Raw genomic sequence first — 17,660 nt, forward strand, 5'->3', positions numbered from 1 at the left:
TGCAATGCAGGCACTGCATGCACTTTTCGGGAGGGACATCCTTTCGGGTCAGCGACGCTTTAGTTGGCGAAGACGTCCTGCAGCTTGTCCCGTGAGGTCCAGAGACCCAACGATTCGCCGCCGTTGTTCAGTACCGATGCCGTTCCGCCGTTGTAGTAGGCCTCCGGGGAGTTGGTTCCCGGACCGGTGTAGACCCGCAGTTCGGCGCCCGCTGCGAGCGTGTAGCCATCACCCACGGTGAGGATGTTGTTGGCAGCGTCCCGGAGGAGGTATCCGCTGACGTCGATGGTCCTGTCGCTGGTGTTGCGCAGGAGAACATGCTCGCCGGTTTCGGGCTGGACGTCGTCGCCGGCTGGGTTGTTCACCGAATCGACAATCTCCACGCTGCTGCCTGGAAACACCGGCGCCCCCTCGAGGTACCGGGCGTTCTGGATGGGGAAATCGGTGGTGACGGCGTCGACACCCAGATCGATCGATGCCTGGACCGCCTCGGGCGAGTTCACAGTGTAGACGCCGAGCACCAGTCCTGCCGCTTTGACGTCGCTGACATTCTGCGGGGTCAGCACGCGATAGTTGGTCCCCACCGAGTCGGCGAAGGTAGCCCAGGATTTCAGCACTGCCGGGCTGGGGACAACCCCGGCGAGCTGCTGCAGTTCAATCTCCGGAGCGAGCTCAGCGAACGTGCGGTTGGAGGCCTCATCGAAGCCCAGGACCTGCACCTTGTCAGCCGCCACGAGGCGCTGCCAGGTCTTGTCGGTGCGCAATTCGTCGGCGACCAGCTGCTCGACGCCCGGCGAGTTCACCGGCGACTTGATCTCGATGTACACGCCGGTTTTGGTGGTCGCGACCTTCGCGGCGTCGTCGAGGTGAGGAATGCGCTCGCCAACGAACTGGTCGTCGAAGTAGGATCCCGCGTCGAGCTGCTGCAGCTCGGCCCAGGTGAAGGACGTAATTGGGTCGGTGGCACGGTCCGGGAAGACGTCCTCGACGTTGGTGGTGCGTGCCGGGGTGTTGTCGTGAAAGATGAACGGCACACCGTCGGAGCTGAGCTGGACATCAATTTCGAAGAAGTCGGCCCCGGATTTGCGGCCGTCCTTGAACGCGGCAACAGTATTCTCCGGCGCGGTTCCGGCGGCACCACGGTGTCCGATGAGGATGGGTGATGCATCCTCGTTCAGCGGAGCCTGCGCGGGAACTTGCGCCGACGCGCCGGGTGCTGCCAGGAGGGTGAGTCCTACCGCTGCGGCGGCTGCGCCGGTCAGGGTCTTGCTGTTGAGAATCTTGCTGGTGAGGGTTGTGCTGGTGAGGGTCTTGGCTACACGGGATGCCATAGAAGATGTTCCCTTCGTTGTGGAGGGGCGTGATCCCCTCCTTCAGAGACCCTGCCGCACCAGGGCATCCCCGACATCAATACCGGGTAAACGGAGCGTGAAACTCTCCGCGGGCTACTCCACCGCGTACCGGTCCACGAAGTTCCGCAGGATGGCCGCCGGCCATTCCACCCGGGAGGACCGGGCACGGGCCATGTAGTCCTCCGCCTCCTCCGGCGGAAAGTACCCGGCATTGCGGTAGACATCGATCCGCTGCACCAGCCCGTCGACGTCGAGCTCAGGATGAAACTGGGTGGCATACAGGTTCGCGCGGATGCGGAACATCTGGACCGGGCAACCGTCCGAGGAGGCCAACAGCACCGCCCCCTCTGGCAGGGTGGTGCAGGCTTCCTTGTGGCCAACGAAGGCAGCGAACGACGCCGGCAGGCCCGCCAGCAGCGGGTCGGCTGCGCCGGCGGGGGTCAGGGTGATCGGCGTCGGCCCGATGGGTTCGGCGAAGGTCCTGTCGATGAGCGCTCCCTGATGGCGCCCGAGCGTCCCGACGCCGTAGCAGGCGCCCAGGAACGGGAAGTCGGCCGCTACGACCCGGTCAAGCAGCTCACCGATCTCGCGTTCCACCCGCCGTTGAACGATGGACTTGACCTCTTCGGCGTCGGAGGAGTTGAAAGGACTCCCTCCCACGATGATCCCCGAATACCTCGCGAGGTCAATGTGCGGCACTGGCCCAGCCTCTGCCCGGACCCGGTGCAGCTGATCCCCCTTGAGGCCACCGAAGCGGCAGAACGCCTGATACTCGCCGTCGGCGGCGTCGTCCTCGGCACGGGTGGCTATCAGCAGAAACGGTTTCACCTGTCGAGACTACTGCCCGTCGGCCACGATAGTGGCGTAGCCGCACAATAGTGGCGGAGCCCCACAACAGCGGTCGCCCAACGCCGCGGCTGCGGGTCACCCACTATGTTGGTTACCGGAGCCCGTCGACCGCGATAATGAAGTCATGTCCCCTCCCGCAGAGCACCTCGACGTCGCCATTATCGGGGCGGGTCTCTCGGGGATTGGCGCGGCGCATCGGCTGCGGACCGAGTGCCCCGACAAATCATTCGCCCTTTTCGAGGCGCGCGGCGCGATCGGCGGCACCTGGGACCTGTTCCGTTACCCGGGTGTGCGGTCGGATTCCGACATGTTCACTTTGAGCTACCCGTGGCGTCCCTGGACCCACCCGGACTCCATCGCGGACGGCTCCTCCATCCTGAGCTATCTTCAGGACACCGCCAACGAATCGGGGCTGGGCCCTCACATCCGTTTCAACACCCGCCTGGTGGGCGCCGACTTCTCCTCCACCACGTCGCGCTGGACCCTGCAACTGGAGACCGGCAGCGACGGCGCCGCGCACCGCCGAACTGTCACCTGCTCGTTCCTCTATGCCTGCACCGGCTACTACAGCTACGCCCAGGGCTACCAACCGGACTTCCCCGGCATGGAAGAGTTTGCCGGCGACCTGGTCCACCCCCAGTTCTGGCCAGAGGACCTGGACTACACCGGTCAACAGGTGGTGGTGATCGGCAGCGGCGCCACAGCCGTCACCCTCCTTCCGGCAATGGCCGACACCGCAGCCCACGTCACGATGCTGCAGCGATCGCCGTCCTACGTCGTGTCGGTACCGCGCCGAGACAGGTTCGCCGACGCCGTCCGGCGGGTGCTGCCCGCACGCGCGGCGCATCGGGTGGCCCGGGCCCGCAACGTGGTCTACCCGCAGGCGTTCTACCAGTTGTGTAAGCGGTGGCCCCGGATAGCGAGGGTGTTCCTGCGTGGCCAGGCCCTCGACCTCCTCGGCGATGAACAGCAGGTCGACGAGCATTTCGCGCCGGCCTACAACCCGTGGGAGCAGCGCCTTTGCGTCGCGCCAGGCGGCGACTTCTACCGGTCACTGGCATCGGGGCGGGCCTCGGTGGTGACCGACCGGATTGACCGGTTCACACCGGATGGGATCAAGCTGGCGTCGGGGCAGGAACTGGCGGCCGACGTCGTCGTCACCGCCACCGGCCTGGCTCTCCAGCCGCTCGGTGGTGCTGAACTCACCATGGACGGCGTCCCCGTGGACCTGGGTGACGCGTGGGTGTACCGGGGGGTGCTGGTGAGCGGGGTGCCCAACCTGGGGTACTGCGTGGGGTACACGAATGCTTCGTGGACACTTCGGGCGGACCTGAGTTCGCGGTATGTGTGCCGGTTACTGAACCACATGAACCGGCACGGGCATTCCGTAGCGATCCCGGTGCCGGCTCCCGGAATGTCACGGCGGCCGCTGCTGGACCTGTCGTCGGGGTACGTGCAGCGTGCGGCGGATGCCTTCCACCGGCAGGGGTCTGGACGGCCGTGGACCGTCGGCACCAACTATCTGCTCGATGCCCCAGCGGTGCTGCTGGGGAAGGTGGGGGCCCATATGTCGTTCGATCCCGTGCCGGCCGCCGTTCCAGTCCCGGCCCCCACCCACCCCGGACCCACCCACCCCGGACCCGGACCCGGACCCGGACCCGGCAGAAGCGTGCCGTAACTGCAGGAAAGTGGTTGGCCCACAGCGTATCTGCGAGTGCAGCACTTTTTCGGCGCGAGAACCGGCCGCTACTCGGTCTTCGCTGCCGACTTCAGCAGCTCCAGCCGCAGGGCGCGGGCCGTTTCCATGTGCTGCCGGGCAATCTGTCGTGCGTCGTCGGCCCGTTGCGCGATGATGGCCCTCACCAGCGCCTCGTGTTCGTCAAGTGCATCGTCCCACCGGTTCCCCACCGACAGCGTGGACCGCGGCGTGTTGATGAGATGGGTGGAAAGCCGTTCGAGGAGGTCCTGGAGCACCCGGTTGTGCGCGGCGGCGCTGACCGCCGCATGAAATTCGACGTTGCAGCGGATACGGGTCTGGTCGTCCGGGGCTTCGAGTTCCCGATCCCGCTCCACGAGCGCCTCCAGCCGCATGATGTCCGTGACGCCCCGGCTGCTGGACGCCTGCCCGGCAGCTTCCTGCTCGAGCATCACCCGAAGGTCATAAATCTGAATAACTTCCTGCGGGTCGATCTGCGGGACCTGCAGGCCCCGCGCGGCACGCTCAAGCAGCCGCTCGTGCTGCAACCGGCTGAGCGCCTCGCGGATGGGGGTCCGGGAGACGCCGAAGCGCGCAGAGAGTCCCACCTCGCGCAGCGGTGTCCCGGGAGGATGAATCCCCGCCAGAATCTCGCTGCGGAGCACGCGGAAGACCACCGAGCCGTCGACGCGTCCCGTCGAATCTGCCGGATCAGACACTTTCAACCGGTTCAGACACTGGGTGCTCCTATAAGTAGGTCCTGCACAGTAGGCGCCCTAGCCACGGGTGTGGGCTAGGACAATACTCATGGAACGGGGGTGGGACGCGTCGACGTCTACGCCGGGTATTGTGCCGCTAGACGGCGATCTGGCGGAGGACGTACTGCAGGATGCCGCCGTTGCGGTAGTACTCGGCTTCGCCTGGAGTGTCGATCCGGAGCACGGCATCGAAGGTGACGGGCTGGCCGCCGCCTTCGGGGGTTGCTGTGACGGTGACGGTCTTCGGGGTGGTGCCGTTGTTCAGCTCGGTCACGCCGGACACGGCGAACGTTTCGGTGCCGGTGAGGCCCAGCGACTCGGCGTTCTGGCCCTGAGGGAACTGCAGGGGCAGCACGCCCATCCCGATGAGGTTGGAGCGGTGGATCCGCTCGTAGCTCTCGGTGATGACCGCGCGGACACCCAAGAGTGCTGTGCCCTTGGCTGCCCAGTCACGGGACGAACCCGAACCGTATTCCTTTCCGGCCAGGATCACCAGCGGGGTTCCCGCAGCCTGGTAGTTCATCGCGGCATCGTAGACAGCAGCCTGTGGCGCGTCGGCCTGGCTGAAGTCACGGGTGAAACCACCCTCGACGTCCTCGAGGAGCTGGTTGCGGATGCGGATGTTCGCGAAGGTGCCACGAATCATCACCTCGTGGTTTCCACGGCGCGAACCGAAGGAGTTGAAGTCCTTGCGCTCCACACCTCGCTCCAGCAGGTACCGGCCCGCCGGGGTGTCGGACTTGAAGGAACCGGCGGGTGAGATGTGGTCGGTCGTGACCGAATCCCCCAGCTTCAGCAGGACGCGTGCACCCTCGATGTCGGTGACGGGCTCCGGCTCGGCCTTCATTCCCTCAAAGTACGGAGGCTTCCGGACGTAGGTCGATTCCGGATCCCATTCGAAGGTGTCGCCGGCCGGGGTGGGCAGGGACTGCCACCGCTCGTCGCCGTCGAAGATGGTGTCGTAGCTGGCCTTGAACATCTCCTTGTCGATGGAGTCGTCAATGATCTGCTGCACCTCGACGGGGTTCGGCCAGATGTCGCGCAGGAAAACGTCGATGCCGTCGTCGTCCTGGCCGAGTGGATCGGCGTCGAAGTCGAAGTCCATGGTGCCAGCCAGGGCGTAGGCAACCACTAGGGGCGGTGAGGCCAGGTAGTTCATTTTGACGTCCGGATTGATCCGGCCCTCGAAGTTGCGGTTACCGGACAGGACGGCGGTGACGGCGAGGTCTGCGTCGTGGATGGCCTGGGTGATCTCCTCGTCGAGGGGGCCTGAGTTGCCGATGCAGGTGGCGCAGCCGTACCCGACCACGAAGAAGCCGAGCTTCTCCAGGTACGGGATCAGGCCCGACTTCTCGTAGTAGTCGGTGACTACCTTCGAGCCTGGGGCGACCGAGGTCTTGACCCAGGCCTTGGACATGAGGCCCTTGTCGACCGCGTTGCGGGCCAGCACCGCCGCTGCCATCATCACCGAAGGGTTCGACGTGTTGGTGCAGGAGGTGATGGAGGCGATGGTGACTGCTCCGTGGTCGAGAGTGAAGCTGCGGCCGTCGGCGGTAGTCACCTCGATCGGGCTGGAATCGCGGTTGGCTTCAGTGGCGGTCACCACCTCGTGTGGGGCGTCGACAACCTTCGTGTCGGCCTCGGTGTAGGAGGGCGGGTCGGAGGCGGGGAAGGATTCTTCGAGTGTCTCGTCGACCGTGGCGCCTTCCTCCTCGACCGAGCGGTGCACGTAGTTCTCCAGGTCCTTGCGGAACTGAGGCTTGGCGTTGGTCAGCTCGACACGGTCCTGCGGGCGCTTCGGACCGGCGATTGACGACACCACGGTCGACAGATCCAGTTCCAGGTACTCCGAGAAGGCAATCTCCTTGCTCGGATCGTGCCACATGCCCTGCGCCTTGGCGTACGCCTCGACCAGTGCGAGGTTCTCTTCAGGGCGACCGGTGAGACGCAGGTAATCCATGGTGACGTCGTCGATCGGGAACATTGCGGCGGTGGAACCGAACTCGGGGCTCATGTTGCCGATGGTCGCGCGGTTCGCCAGGGGGACGGCGCTGACGCCCTCGCCGTAGAACTCGACGAACTTGCCGACCACACCGTGCTTACGGAGCTTCTCGGTGATGGTGAGGACGACGTCGGTCGCGGTGGCGCCAGCAGGGATCTCGCCGGTGAGCTTGAAGCCCACCACGCGAGGGATGAGCATGGAGACGGGCTGGCCCAGCATGGCCGCCTCGGCTTCGATGCCGCCCACGCCCCAACCGAGGACGCCCAGGCCGTTGACCATTGTGGTGTGCGAGTCGGTGCCGACGCAGGTGTCGGGGTAAGCCTGGAGCGCGGTGGTGCCGCCGCTGGTGACCTCGCGGGTCATCACGGTTCGGGCCAGGTACTCCAGGTTGACCTGGTGCACGATCCCCATCCCCGGTGGGACCACCAGGAAGTCATCGAACGCGGTCTGGCCCCAGCGCAGGAACTGGTAGCGCTCGCCGTTGCGCTGGTACTCGATCTCGATGTTGCGTTCGAGGGCGTCGGCGTTGCCGGCGAAGTCGATTTGCACCGAGTGGTCAATGACCAGCTCGGCGGGTGCCAGGGGGTTGACGCGCTTGGGGTCGCCGCCGAGCTCAACCACTGCTTCGCGCATGGTCGCCAGGTCGACGACGCAGGGCACACCGGTGAAGTCCTGCATGATGACGCGGGCCGGTGTGAACTGGATTTCGGTGTCGGGCTCAGCCTCGGGGTCCCAGCTGGCCAGGGCACGGACGTGGTCGGCGGTGATGTTGGCGCCGTCCTCGGTGCGAAGCAGATTCTCCAGCAGAACTTTGAGGCTGTAGGGGAGCTTCTCCGATCCCTCTACAGCGTCGAGGCGGAAGATCTGATATTCAGCCCCCGCCACCTCGAGTATGTCTTTGGAGCCGAATGTGTCCACAGCAGTCATTTGCAGGTATCCCTTCGAGGATCAGTGAAGCCTTTGGATCCATCCTATCCTGAAACGCAAATAATCTGTATACAGTCGTACACATTCGATTACGCGGCCAGATTTCACGGCCAGAAAAGTGGCTTCCCCGCGGCAAAGTGGTTGCGCCACCACTCACCTGCAGGGCAGCCACTTTTCCGTGCGCAGGATTCCCGGCAAACGACGCCCACCCGGAACCGCGAGGTTTTCTCACCCGGCGAGAAACTCTCTTCCCAACGAGTGTGAGCCCGGGCACACTTGCATCAGCACTCGTTCACCGCTGGGAGCGCCTGACGTCCGTCGGAGCCTGCCCGCGTCAGTCATCGCTGAGGAGGACCATGAGAGCCGTTCGGGTACACCGCTACCAGGAAGACCCGCTGATCGACGACGTGCCGGAGCCCACGGCAACCGGCCCGTGGGACGTGGTCGTCGACATCGGCGCTGCAGGCCTGTGCCGCACCGACCTGCACGTCATCGAGGGCCAGTGGGACGCTATCCAGCACCCCCAACTCCCCTACGTTCTCGGACACGAAAACGCCGGCTGGGTCCGCGAGGTGGGCTCCGCCGTCACCAACGTCCAGCCCGGCGACACCGTGATCATGCACCCGATCGTCACCTGTGGGCTGTGCCTGGCCTGCCGCGAGGGACAGGACTCCCACTGCGAAAACTCCACCTTCCCCGGGCTGAACGTCGACGGCGGGATGGCCGAAGTGATGAAGACCAACGCCCGCTCAGTGGTGAAACTCGATCCATCCCTCAAGCCTGCTGACATTGCCGCCCTCGCCGACGCTGGCCTCACCGCCTACCACGCGGTCCGCAAAGCCGCACCACTGCTGCACCCCGGAACCCACGCCGTCGTCATCGGCAGCGGCGGGCTGGGCCACATCGGCATCCAATCCCTGAAGGCGCTCACCGCGGCGCAGATCACCGTCGTCGACACCTCCGAGGAGGCACTTGAGCTGGCAAGGACGCTCGGCGCCGACCACACGCTGTCACAAGCTGGCGACGGCGGGAAGCTCCTCGAGATCACCGAGGGCGGCGCTCACGTGGTTTTCGACTTCGTCGGGGAGCACGGCACCGAGGAGCTCGGACTGAACGCGCTGCGTAACCGGGGCAGCTACTACACGATCGGCTACGGCGGAGCGGTGAACATCGACACCATCGAGATCATCTCCCGGGAAATCAACATCGTCGGAAACCTCGTGGGCACCTACCTCGACCTCGTGGAACTCATGACCCTCACCGCCCAGGGCAAAGTCACCCTCCACACCCAGACGTACGACCTCGAAGATGCTGTCCAGGCCATGCATGACCTGGACAGCGGCAAGCTGGTCGGCCGTGGCATCCTCGTCCCCAACCTCACCCAAGGGAGATAACAATGGCGTATCCCGCGAAATACTCGACCCTCAACGAGCTCCAGCTCACTGAGGAGGCCCGCCGGATCCTGGTCCGGATCATCAGGGTGGCCTTCCCGCACCCGAAGATTCCGGACGGACCCTATGAGCGCATGGCCGACAAGATCATCACCGAATCCAACGAGTCCACCTGGTTCAGGGTGGCCCTGACCCAGGGCCTGCTGACCCTGAACCAGCAGGGCGGCGAGAATTTCCTAGACCTCTCCGACGACCGCGCCCTGGCCGTACTGCAGCGCATCGCCGATCTGGAGTTTTTTGGCTTCATCCGGCGGACCACGGTCTTGAACTTCTACGACGACCCCGAGGTGTGGGGGGTCTTCGGCTACGAAGGGGAATCCTTCTCCAAGGGCGGCTACCTGCACCGCGGATTCGACGACCTGGACTGGCTACCCAGCCCCAGGATCGAGGAAGCCGACGAACCGCTCACCGAGATCGGCCCGCTCGGCTACGACATTTCTCAGCAGGCACCCCAGCGGGTGCAGGAAGCCTCAGACAGCACGGCTGAAGAGCCGGTCGAGGACCTCTTCAAGGGTCAGAACAAAGTTGAAGGAGCACGAACCATATGAGCACCGAAACATCGGCACACTTCGGCCTCGACGACGACTCGGTAGTCGTCATCATCGGCTCCGGCGCGGGCGGCGGGACCCTCGCCCATGAACTCACCGAGAAGGGCATCAAGGTAGTGGTCCTCGAGGCAGGCGGCCACATCACCAACGACGAATACATCAACCACGAGTGGGAGTCGTTCAACCAGATGGCCTGGCTCGACCCGCGGACGACGTCGGGCAGCTGGCGGATCGCCCGCGACTTTCCCAACCTGCCCGCCTGGATTGTGAAAGCAGTGGGCGGCACCACCACCCACTGGTCCGGCGCCACCCCGCGGTTCAAGGCGCACGAGTTCAAGACCCGCAGCACCTACGGGCGGATCGACGGCGCCAACCTGCTGGACTGGCCCATCACCCTTGAGGACCTGGCACCGTACTACGACAAGGCCGAACAGAAGATCGGCAGCACCCACCGCCACGGCCGGCCGGCACTGCCCGCCAACAACAACTACAAGGTACTTGCTGCGGGGGCCGAGCGCATCGGGTACCGGCACTACGCCACCGGCCCGTACGGCACCAACGCGGAGCCCTACGACGGCCGGCCCGCCTCCGTCCAGGACGGCTTCAACTTCCAGGGCGACAAGAGCAAGGCCAAATGGTCAACCCTCGTCTCCGAGATCCCCAAGGCGCTGCGCACCGGCAAGCTCGATCTCCGGCCCAACTGCCACGCCGTACAGATCACCCACACCCCCGAGGGCACTGTGGACAGCGTCATGTACATTGACGACGCCGGGAACCTCCAACGCCAGAAGGCCCGCCTCGTGGCGGTGGCAGGGAACTCGATCGAGACGCCGCGGCTGCTGCTGCTCTCCGGGTCCCCCATGTTCCCGGATGGGTTAGCCAACTCGTCCGGCCAGCTGGGCCGGAACTACATGCGCCACACCACCGGTTCGGTGTACGCAAAGTTCGACAAACCGGTCCACATGTACCGCGGGGAGACGATGGCCGGCCTGGTGGCTGATGAGTCCCGGCACGACGTCGACCGTGGTTTCTCCGGCGGCTACTACCTGGAGACCATTGCGCTGGGGCCAGCGTTCCTGGCCAGCTTCGCGGACCCCGGAGCCTGGGGCCCGAACTTCGCGTCGCTGCTCGACGACTACGAGAACACGGCGGGTCTGTGGATTGTCGGCGAGGACATGCCACAGGAAACCAACCGGGTCACCCTGAACACCAGCGTGAAAGATCGGCTCGGCCTGCCCGTCCCGAACGTGCACTTCGACGACCACGCCAACGACACGGCGATGCGCAACCACGGTTACCAGCAGGCGTCGCTGCTCTACGAGGCGGTGGGCGCGCTTTCCTCACACCACACCCCGCCGTACCCCGCGACCCACAACATGGGAACCGCGAGGATGAGTGAGCGTCCGGAAGACGGCGTCGTTAACCAGTGGGGACAGACCCACGATGTGAAGAACCTCTTCGTGTCGGACGGGTCGCAGTTCACCACGGGGGCGGCGGCGAATCCGACGCTCACCATCGTGGCACTGGCGATCCGGCAGGCGGAGTACATCGCGGAGCAGCTGGCGACGTCGGCCCTGTAGGACCCTAGGGTCTTCTGGTCCGCTGCGTAGCCTGGAGGCACAATGTTCCCTGCCCCGGCAGCGACCCCGTCGGTGGTGCCGGACTGGCTGCTGATCGTTGCTGCCGGGGCGCCACTAGCGACGGTCGTGGCGGCAGTAATCGCTGGCACCGTCGCGTGGATCGCACTGGCTCAGCGTCGGACGGCGGACCGGAGAGACCTCTGGTGGAAACGCACCCAATGGGCGATCGATGAGGCGATGGACGCCGACCCGGGCACGCAACGGGTCGGCTTGGCGGTCCTGAACCATCTAGCCATCAGCGATCTCTGCGGAGACGAGGACGAAATCCTTGTGGATTTGGTGGCAAAAACGGTTCAGGACACCCTGATCGATCGAGAAGCCCTCGAACCGGACAACTCAGCGCGGATTGTGTACACCGAGCCGACAGCAGCGGATACTGGAACTAGACGAAAGGGGTTGAAGGAATGGCTGAAAAAGTACTTTTCAATAAATCGAACACCGGGCTATTGAAACGACCAAAGCTGGCGGCCAGGCCAGGCGTGATCGGGTCCGACCTCATTACCCGCGACATCAAATCTGGCAACTACCTCGTGGTGCTGCCGTCGCGCGGTGAAACCATCATGGTTGCCTCCCTCCCCAGCGCCCGGGTGTTGGCCGAAGCCGAGACAGTCCGCGCCACAGTTGCCTCCCGGCTGAAGCCCTAGGTTGCGCGAGCATCACACGAAGATCAGCACAAACCCCACCACCGCAGCCGCCACACCGATCCCGGTGAGCACCCAGCCCAGGATCCTGAAAGCATGGGCCGGCGGCACCGGTTCGGTCAGCGAGTACAGTCCCGGATCGCGCCGGTTGTAGTAGATGGTGAATTCGGTCCCCGGCACCAGGTCCTTGCCCTCCCTGAAGGAAAACAGGGCCTCGCGGATCTCATAGTCCTGGTCGTGCCAGCGGTAGCCGATGCCTTCACCGGTCACGAAAACAACCGCGTGCGTGGCGGTCCAGCCGAGCTGCGAGGTGCGGATAATCCAGGCGGTCAGGATCAGCAGAATCCCCGGCACGAGCCCCACCCACGTCAGTACCTCAGTAATCACACCCCACAACTGAGACTGGTTCTCCATAGTTTGATGCTATCGAGTATTTATTGACGCTGCGGCAACACCGACGTGGCCCGAAGCGCCCGGCCCACCTTGTCGGCCGTATCACGCAGCAGCACGGCGATCCGCGCGGACCGCTGATCGAACTCTGCTGCGTCGAGCGAGACGGCAACGGATCCGACAATCTGACCGGCAGCATTCCGCACCGGGGCGCCCAGACAGGAAGATCCGATCATGAATTCCTCGCGCTCGACGGCAATCCCGCCTTCTCTGACCCGGTCCAGTTCCAGCTCCAGGTCTTCCAAGGTGCTGATGGTGTTGTCGGTCATGGCCGGCAGACCATGCCTGCCCAGGAACACCCGGCGCTGTGCCGGGTCCATGCCGGCCAGCAGGATCTTCCCGAACGCCGTCGCGTGCGCTGCGTCGTTGAACCCGAAGCCCATCGGGGTGATGCGCCGTCGGGCCGGGGAGTCCACCACGTGCGCCACCACAATATGATCGCCGCGGTGCACCGCGTAGTAGGCGGCGGCGTCGCCCCGTGAATGTAGTTCGAGCACCAGCCGGGCCACTGCGGACGGCGTCCCGACCTGCCGGTGCAGGGAGGCATCCAGGGCGTGCAACTTGTAGCCGAGCGCGTACCTACTCTCATCCTTGAGATGGACCAGATGCCGTGACTCGACAAGGGTTTTCAGGAGCCGATACACGCTGGGCAGCGGCATGTCCAGGGCGGCGGCGACTTCTTTGGCCGACAGGCCACGCTCGTCGGCCGCGACGACGTCGAGCAGCGCGAAAGCCTTCTGCACCGAAGCCATGCCGGTAAGGGCATCATTGCGTCCCATGACCCCATCTTCGCCGGTCGGTCAACCCAATGCCAAACACCTGGGCCAGGCCTGTGCCAAACACGCCCCGCAATAGCGGGGACACCCGGCTATTCGACGGTCAGCTCACCCATGCGCCCCCAACCGTCCGAGGAGATCTTCTCGCTGATGATCTGCGGGGTCTCCACCAACGCCTGCGGCATGTCCTTCATGGCCTGCTGGAAGTGCTCACTGTTGACGTGATCACCGGCGGCATCGTCCTGGAACGCTTCGACCAGAACGAACTCGTTGGGGTTCTCAACGCTGCGTGACCAGTCAAACCACAGGTTTCCCGCCTCCTGCCGGGTGGACTCGGTGAAGTCGCGGGTAAGGTCGAGCCAGCGGTCCGTCCAGTCGGGTTTGACGTTGAATTTGACGACGATGAAGATCACTGCGCGCCTGCCTTGGGTGGTGGGGATGAAGCGGTGTTTCCAGCAGTCTGCCGTTAATCACCGCAGCCTCCAACTCCGGTTCTCGCCTCGTGAGAATGCCCGGCGTCATCCACCCCGCACACGCCTACGCTGACATTGGAACAGCCCTCTATCGAAGGAGATTGAGATGAGTCATCCTCTGCAGGTCCGCACCATGATCAGCCCGGCCCGGTATGTCCAGGGAAAAGGGGCCATTCATCGGGTTGGCGAGTTCCTGACGCCGCTGGGCAGCAAGCCGCTCATCGTGGCCGACGATCTGGTCTGGGGTTTCGTCGCACACGACGTCGAAGCCTCCCTCACTGCCGCTGGCCTGCCCACCACCCGGGTGGGGTTCGGCGGTGTTCCCAGCGCCAACGAGGTCAACCGGTTGACCGGGCTCATCACCGAACACCAGGCGGACGTGATTGTGGCGGTGGGCGGCGGCAGCACCATCGACGCCGTCAAAGCCTCGGGATTCGCGTCAGGGATCCGGTGGGTCACCGTACCCACCGTCGCCTCCACCGACGCACCCACGTCCGCCCTGTCAGTGATTTACACCGACGACGGCGTCTTCGAGGAGTACCGCTTCTTCCCCCGCAACCCTGACCTGGTCCTGGTGGACACCCAGCTGGTGGCCAATGCGCCGGCGTCGTTCCTTGCCGCAGGAGTGGGCGACGCCCTGGCCACCTGGTTGGAAGCCCGTGCCACCAGCCAGGCCTTTGCCGCCACCATGGCGGGCGGCCTGCCCACCCTGACCGGCACGGCCCTCGCCCGGCTGTCCTGGGACGTGCTCTGGGAAAACGCACTCCCAGCGCTCGACGCTGTCCGCGACAACGTGGTCACCCCCGCGCTGGAGAAGGTAGTGGAAGCCAACACGCTGCTCTCCGGGCTGGGATTCGAGTCCGGCGGGCTGGCCGCCGCCCACGCCATCCACAACGGCCTGACCGCCGCCGCCCAGACCCACGGACTGGCGCACGGCCAGAAGGTCAACATCGGCTCCCTCACCCAGCTGGTCCTGGAGGGTGCGCCCAGCGCCGACATCAGGGACTTTGTCGAGTTCACCACCCGGGTGGGCCTGCCGAACACGTTGACGGAGGTGGGCTTGTCCCCCGACGACGACGAGGACCTCCGGCGGGTAGCCGAAGCCGCCACGGTACCGGGCGAAACCATCCACAATATGCCCTTCCCGGTGGGCGTCGACGATCTGACGAGCGCCCTGAAATCGATCGAGCGGCTCTCCGCCGGAATCCGTAGCCGGGCTGGGCTGCCCGAACCCGTGCAGTACAGGGCGAAGCACTGACTACCGGGGCGGCGCGGGTGATCGATGCCCTGCGCTCGGCAGTCGCCGACCCTGCGCAGGTCAAAACCCGCGCCATCGACCTGCATGCCAACGCCCACGATGCCTCGCACTTCCTGCTCATCCCGCAGGCAGTGGTGGTTCCGTCCAACGCCGCCGAGGTGGGGCGCCTGCTGCAGGCCAGCGCGGCGCAGGGCATTCCACTGACTCTCCGGGCCGGTGGCACCAGCCTCAGCGGTCAGTCCGTCACCGACAGCGTGCTGGTTGACGTGCGCCGGAACTTCCGTGAGATCGAGGTGCTCGACGGCGGCTCCCGGGTGCGCGTGCAGCCGGGCGTCACCGTCAGGGCCCTGAACGCCCGGCTGGCCCGGTACGGGCGGAAGTTTGGGCCCGACCCTGCGAGCGAAGCGGCGTGCACCATCGGCGGGGTGGTGGCCAACAACTCCTCGGGGATGAACTGCGGCACCACCGACAACGCCTACCGGACCCTCGAATCGGTGACAGTGGTGCTACCCAGCGGGACCGTGATCGACACCGGGGCCGCCGACGCAGATGCCAGGCTGCGTGCCCTCGAACCCGATCTCCATGACGGTCTGCTGCGGTTGTCCCGGCGGCTGCGGGACAACCCGTCGTCGGTGCGGACGGTGCAGCACCAGTTCTCCATGAAGAACACGATGGGGTACGGCCTGAACGCGTTGCTGGACTTCGACACCCCCGCCGACATGCTCGCCCACCTGATCGTGGGCAGTGAAGGTACCCTCGGGTTCATCGCCGAAGCAGTATTTCGCACCATTCCCCGTCCCGCGTTCGCGACCACCGGCCTGCTGGTGTTCCCCGATCTTGAGACTGCCGCTGCGGCCCTGCCAGCCCTGGTCGACTCCGGAGCGGCGACTGCCGAGCTGATGGACGCCGTCTCGCTGAAGGTGGGACAAACCCTGACGGGGACCCCCGACGTCGTCCGCTCGCTCACGGTCCAGGACCAGGCGGCGCTGCTGGTCGAATACTCGGCGGGCTCGGCGGCGGAACTTGACGGTTTGCAGGGCGGCAGCCAGGAGCTGCTGGGCGGCCTCGGTTTGAGCGGGCCAACCCGGTTCAGTACCGACCCGGCGACCCGGGCCAGCCTGTGGCAGCTACGCAAGGGCCTCTATGCCTCGGTGTCCGGGGCCAGACCGCCGGGCACCACGGCCCTCCTGGAGGATGTGGTGGTGCCCGTCCCGGCGCTGGCCCGCACCTGCACCGAGCTGACCCGGCTGTTCGACAGACACCGGTACAGCAACAGCGTGATCTTCGGGCACGCCAAAGACGGGAACATCCATTTCATGCTCACTGATCGGTTCGCGGCCCCTGACGAGCTGGAACGGTACCGGGCGTTTACCGAGGACATGGTGGACCTGGTACTGGGCGAGAATGGGTCGCTGAAGGCCGAGCACGGAACCGGCCGCATGATGTCGCCCTACGTCCGTCGGCAGTACGGCGATGAGCTGTACTCGATCATGCGGGAGCTCAAGCAGGTGTTCGATCCGGCCGGCATGCTGAACCCGGGAATCATCCTCGACGACGACCCGCAGGCCCACCTCCGGCACATCAAGACCACCCCACTGGTGGCTCCCGAGGTGGATCGTTGCGTCTCCTGCGGGTTCTGCGAGCCCGTCTGCCCCAGCAAGGACATCACCCTCACCCCACGCCAGCGCATTGTGACCCTGCGTGCCATTGAGCAGGCACGGCTCGACGGGGACACCGGGTTGGCGGCACAGCTCGAGAGTGACTACGACTACGAGTCGGTACAGACCTGCGCCGTCGACGGCATGTGCCAGACCGCGTGCCCCGTCGAAATCAACACGGGGTCCCTGGTCAAACGGCTGCGCCGCGACGACGCCGGGCGGGCGGAGAACCTGGCCTGGGCGGGCGCCGCACACCGGTGGAAGCTCGTCACCCGCGGTGCCGGGCTGGTGCTCGACGCCGCCGCGAAGGTTCCGAGCGCCGTCGTCGTCCCAGCCAATAAACTGGCGCGGACCGTCCTTGGCGACGACACAGTGCCCTTGTATTCCTCGGATCTACCGTCGGGCGGGGCTGCCCGGGCACGGCAGACTCCCGCTGCGGCACCCGACGCCGTGTACTTCCCGGCGTGTGTGGGGGCGATGTTCGGCCCCGCGGGGAACGGTTCGGGAGTACAGGACAGTTTCGCGCTGCTCTGCGAGCGCGCAGGGCTTTCGCTGCTGGTGCCGACCGGGATTGACGGGCTATGCTGTGGGACGCCGTGGTCGTCGAAGGGCATGGCTGCCGGTGAGGCGACGATGCGGGCGAAGACCGTCGCGGCGCTGCGGGAGGCCACCCGCGACGGCGAACTCCCGATCGTCTGCGACGCCTCCTCCTGCACCGAAGGGCTGATCGGCGCACTCGGGGAGGCCTCCGGAGAGCTGGAAGCGACCGGCCGTCGGCCGCTGGTGGTGATGGATGCCGTGCAGTTCGTGGCGGAGCGGGTCCTGCCGTTGCTGGGTGTGGTCGGGCAACTCGACTCGCTGGCCCTGCATCCCACCTGCTCGTCAACCCGGTTGGGGCTCAACCCAGCACTGGAGGCGGTGGCCAACGCCGTCGCGGTAGAGGTCCTGATTCCGGAAAACTGGGGTTGCTGCGCCTTCGCCGGTGACCGCGGGATGCTCCACCCTGAGCTCACCGCCTCGGCCACCCACCGGCAGGCCGCCGACGTCGCAACCTTCGACGCCTCCGCCCACGCCTCCTGCAACCGCACCTGCGAACTGGGGATGACCCGAGCCACTGGCGAGGACTATCGGCATGTCCTTGAACTGCTGGCGGAGGCGACCCGCCGGTAGGCCTCTGGTGC

General features: G+C 65.7%; 15 protein-coding genes. 8 read left to right on the forward strand and 7 right to left on the reverse strand.

Annotated features, from left to right (window positions below):
• Positions 1-59: 59 nt before the first annotated feature.
• Together ACX80G_RS01435 and ACX80G_RS01440 are read right to left on the reverse strand one after the other, a co-directional pair.
• Positions 60-1,331: a glycerophosphodiester phosphodiesterase family protein gene (locus ACX80G_RS01435; RefSeq protein ID WP_459305190.1), complete on the reverse strand. Its 1,272-nt coding sequence runs from the start codon at positions 1,329-1,331 to the stop codon at positions 60-62.
• A 114-nt stretch (positions 1,332-1,445) separates the two neighbouring features.
• On the reverse strand, positions 1,446-2,180 hold the full coding sequence (locus ACX80G_RS01440) for a glutamine amidotransferase (protein WP_459305191.1): 735 nt from the start codon (positions 2,178-2,180) through the stop codon (positions 1,446-1,448).
• A 145-nt stretch (positions 2,181-2,325) separates the two neighbouring features.
• On the opposite strand from ACX80G_RS01440, the gene ACX80G_RS01445 reads away from it, so the two are divergent.
• Positions 2,326-3,879 carry a flavin-containing monooxygenase gene (locus ACX80G_RS01445; protein ID WP_459305192.1) on the forward strand — a complete coding sequence of 518 codons (1,554 nt, stop codon included), beginning with the start codon at positions 2,326-2,328 and terminating at the stop codon, positions 3,877-3,879.
• Positions 3,880-3,947: 68 nt separating this feature from the next.
• On the opposite strand, the gene ACX80G_RS01450 is transcribed toward ACX80G_RS01445, so the two are convergent.
• Positions 3,948-4,616, reverse strand: a complete 669-nt coding sequence (locus ACX80G_RS01450; protein WP_459305193.1) for a GntR family transcriptional regulator — start codon at positions 4,614-4,616, stop codon at positions 3,948-3,950.
• 136 nt (positions 4,617-4,752) lie between these two features.
• Positions 4,753-7,584: an aconitate hydratase gene (locus ACX80G_RS01455; RefSeq protein ID WP_459305194.1), complete on the reverse strand. Its 2,832-nt coding sequence runs from the start codon at positions 7,582-7,584 to the stop codon at positions 4,753-4,755.
• A gap of 356 nt (positions 7,585-7,940) precedes the next feature.
• Between ACX80G_RS01455 and ACX80G_RS01460 the strand changes: the two genes are divergently transcribed.
• Genes ACX80G_RS01460 through ACX80G_RS01480 form a run of 5 tightly spaced genes read left to right on the forward strand, consistent with a single transcriptional unit; the run spans position 7,941 to position 11,867 of the window.
• On the forward strand, positions 7,941-8,978 hold the full coding sequence (locus tag ACX80G_RS01460; RefSeq protein ID WP_459305195.1) for an NAD(P)-dependent alcohol dehydrogenase: 1,038 nt from the start codon (positions 7,941-7,943) through the stop codon (positions 8,976-8,978).
• Between the two features lie 2 nt (positions 8,979-8,980).
• Positions 8,981-9,583 (forward strand): gluconate 2-dehydrogenase subunit 3 family protein, encoded by a 603-nt coding sequence (locus ACX80G_RS01465; protein WP_459305196.1) that lies wholly within the window; start codon positions 8,981-8,983, stop codon positions 9,581-9,583.
• On the forward strand, positions 9,580-11,163 hold the full coding sequence (locus tag ACX80G_RS01470) for a GMC family oxidoreductase (protein ID WP_459305197.1): 1,584 nt from the start codon (positions 9,580-9,582) through the stop codon (positions 11,161-11,163). Before ACX80G_RS01465 ends, ACX80G_RS01470 begins: the two co-directional genes overlap by 4 nt.
• A gap of 42 nt (positions 11,164-11,205) precedes the next feature.
• Positions 11,206-11,673, forward strand: coding sequence for a hypothetical protein (locus ACX80G_RS01475; RefSeq protein ID WP_459305198.1), 468 nt, complete (start codon positions 11,206-11,208; stop codon positions 11,671-11,673).
• Positions 11,670-11,867 (forward strand): hypothetical protein, encoded by a 198-nt coding sequence (locus tag ACX80G_RS01480; protein ID WP_459305199.1) that lies wholly within the window; start codon positions 11,670-11,672, stop codon positions 11,865-11,867. Before ACX80G_RS01475 ends, ACX80G_RS01480 begins: the two co-directional genes overlap by 4 nt.
• Before the next feature lie 12 nt (positions 11,868-11,879).
• On the opposite strand, the gene ACX80G_RS01485 is transcribed toward ACX80G_RS01480, so the two are convergent.
• The 3 genes from ACX80G_RS01485 to ACX80G_RS01495 all read right to left on the reverse strand — a co-directional run bounded on the left by ACX80G_RS01485 (position 11,880) and on the right by ACX80G_RS01495 (position 13,503).
• Entirely contained in the window at positions 11,880-12,278 is a 399-nt protein-coding gene (locus tag ACX80G_RS01485) for a hypothetical protein (protein ID WP_459305200.1), read from the reverse strand.
• 20 nt (positions 12,279-12,298) lie between these two features.
• Positions 12,299-13,093: an IclR family transcriptional regulator gene (locus ACX80G_RS01490; protein ID WP_459305201.1), complete on the reverse strand. Its 795-nt coding sequence runs from the start codon at positions 13,091-13,093 to the stop codon at positions 12,299-12,301.
• A gap of 89 nt (positions 13,094-13,182) precedes the next feature.
• Positions 13,183-13,503, reverse strand: coding sequence for a putative quinol monooxygenase (locus tag ACX80G_RS01495; RefSeq protein ID WP_459305202.1), 321 nt, complete (start codon positions 13,501-13,503; stop codon positions 13,183-13,185).
• 166 nt (positions 13,504-13,669) lie between these two features.
• On the opposite strand from ACX80G_RS01495, the gene ACX80G_RS01500 reads away from it, so the two are divergent.
• On the forward strand, positions 13,670-14,821 hold the full coding sequence (locus ACX80G_RS01500; protein WP_459305203.1) for a glycerol dehydrogenase: 1,152 nt from the start codon (positions 13,670-13,672) through the stop codon (positions 14,819-14,821).
• A gap of 17 nt (positions 14,822-14,838) precedes the next feature.
• Positions 14,839-17,649 (forward strand): FAD-binding and (Fe-S)-binding domain-containing protein, encoded by a 2,811-nt coding sequence (locus ACX80G_RS01505; protein ID WP_459305204.1) that lies wholly within the window; start codon positions 14,839-14,841, stop codon positions 17,647-17,649.
• The last annotated feature ends 11 nt before the right edge of the window (positions 17,650-17,660 follow it).

It is taken from the genome of Arthrobacter glycogeni (genome assembly GCF_054510815.1).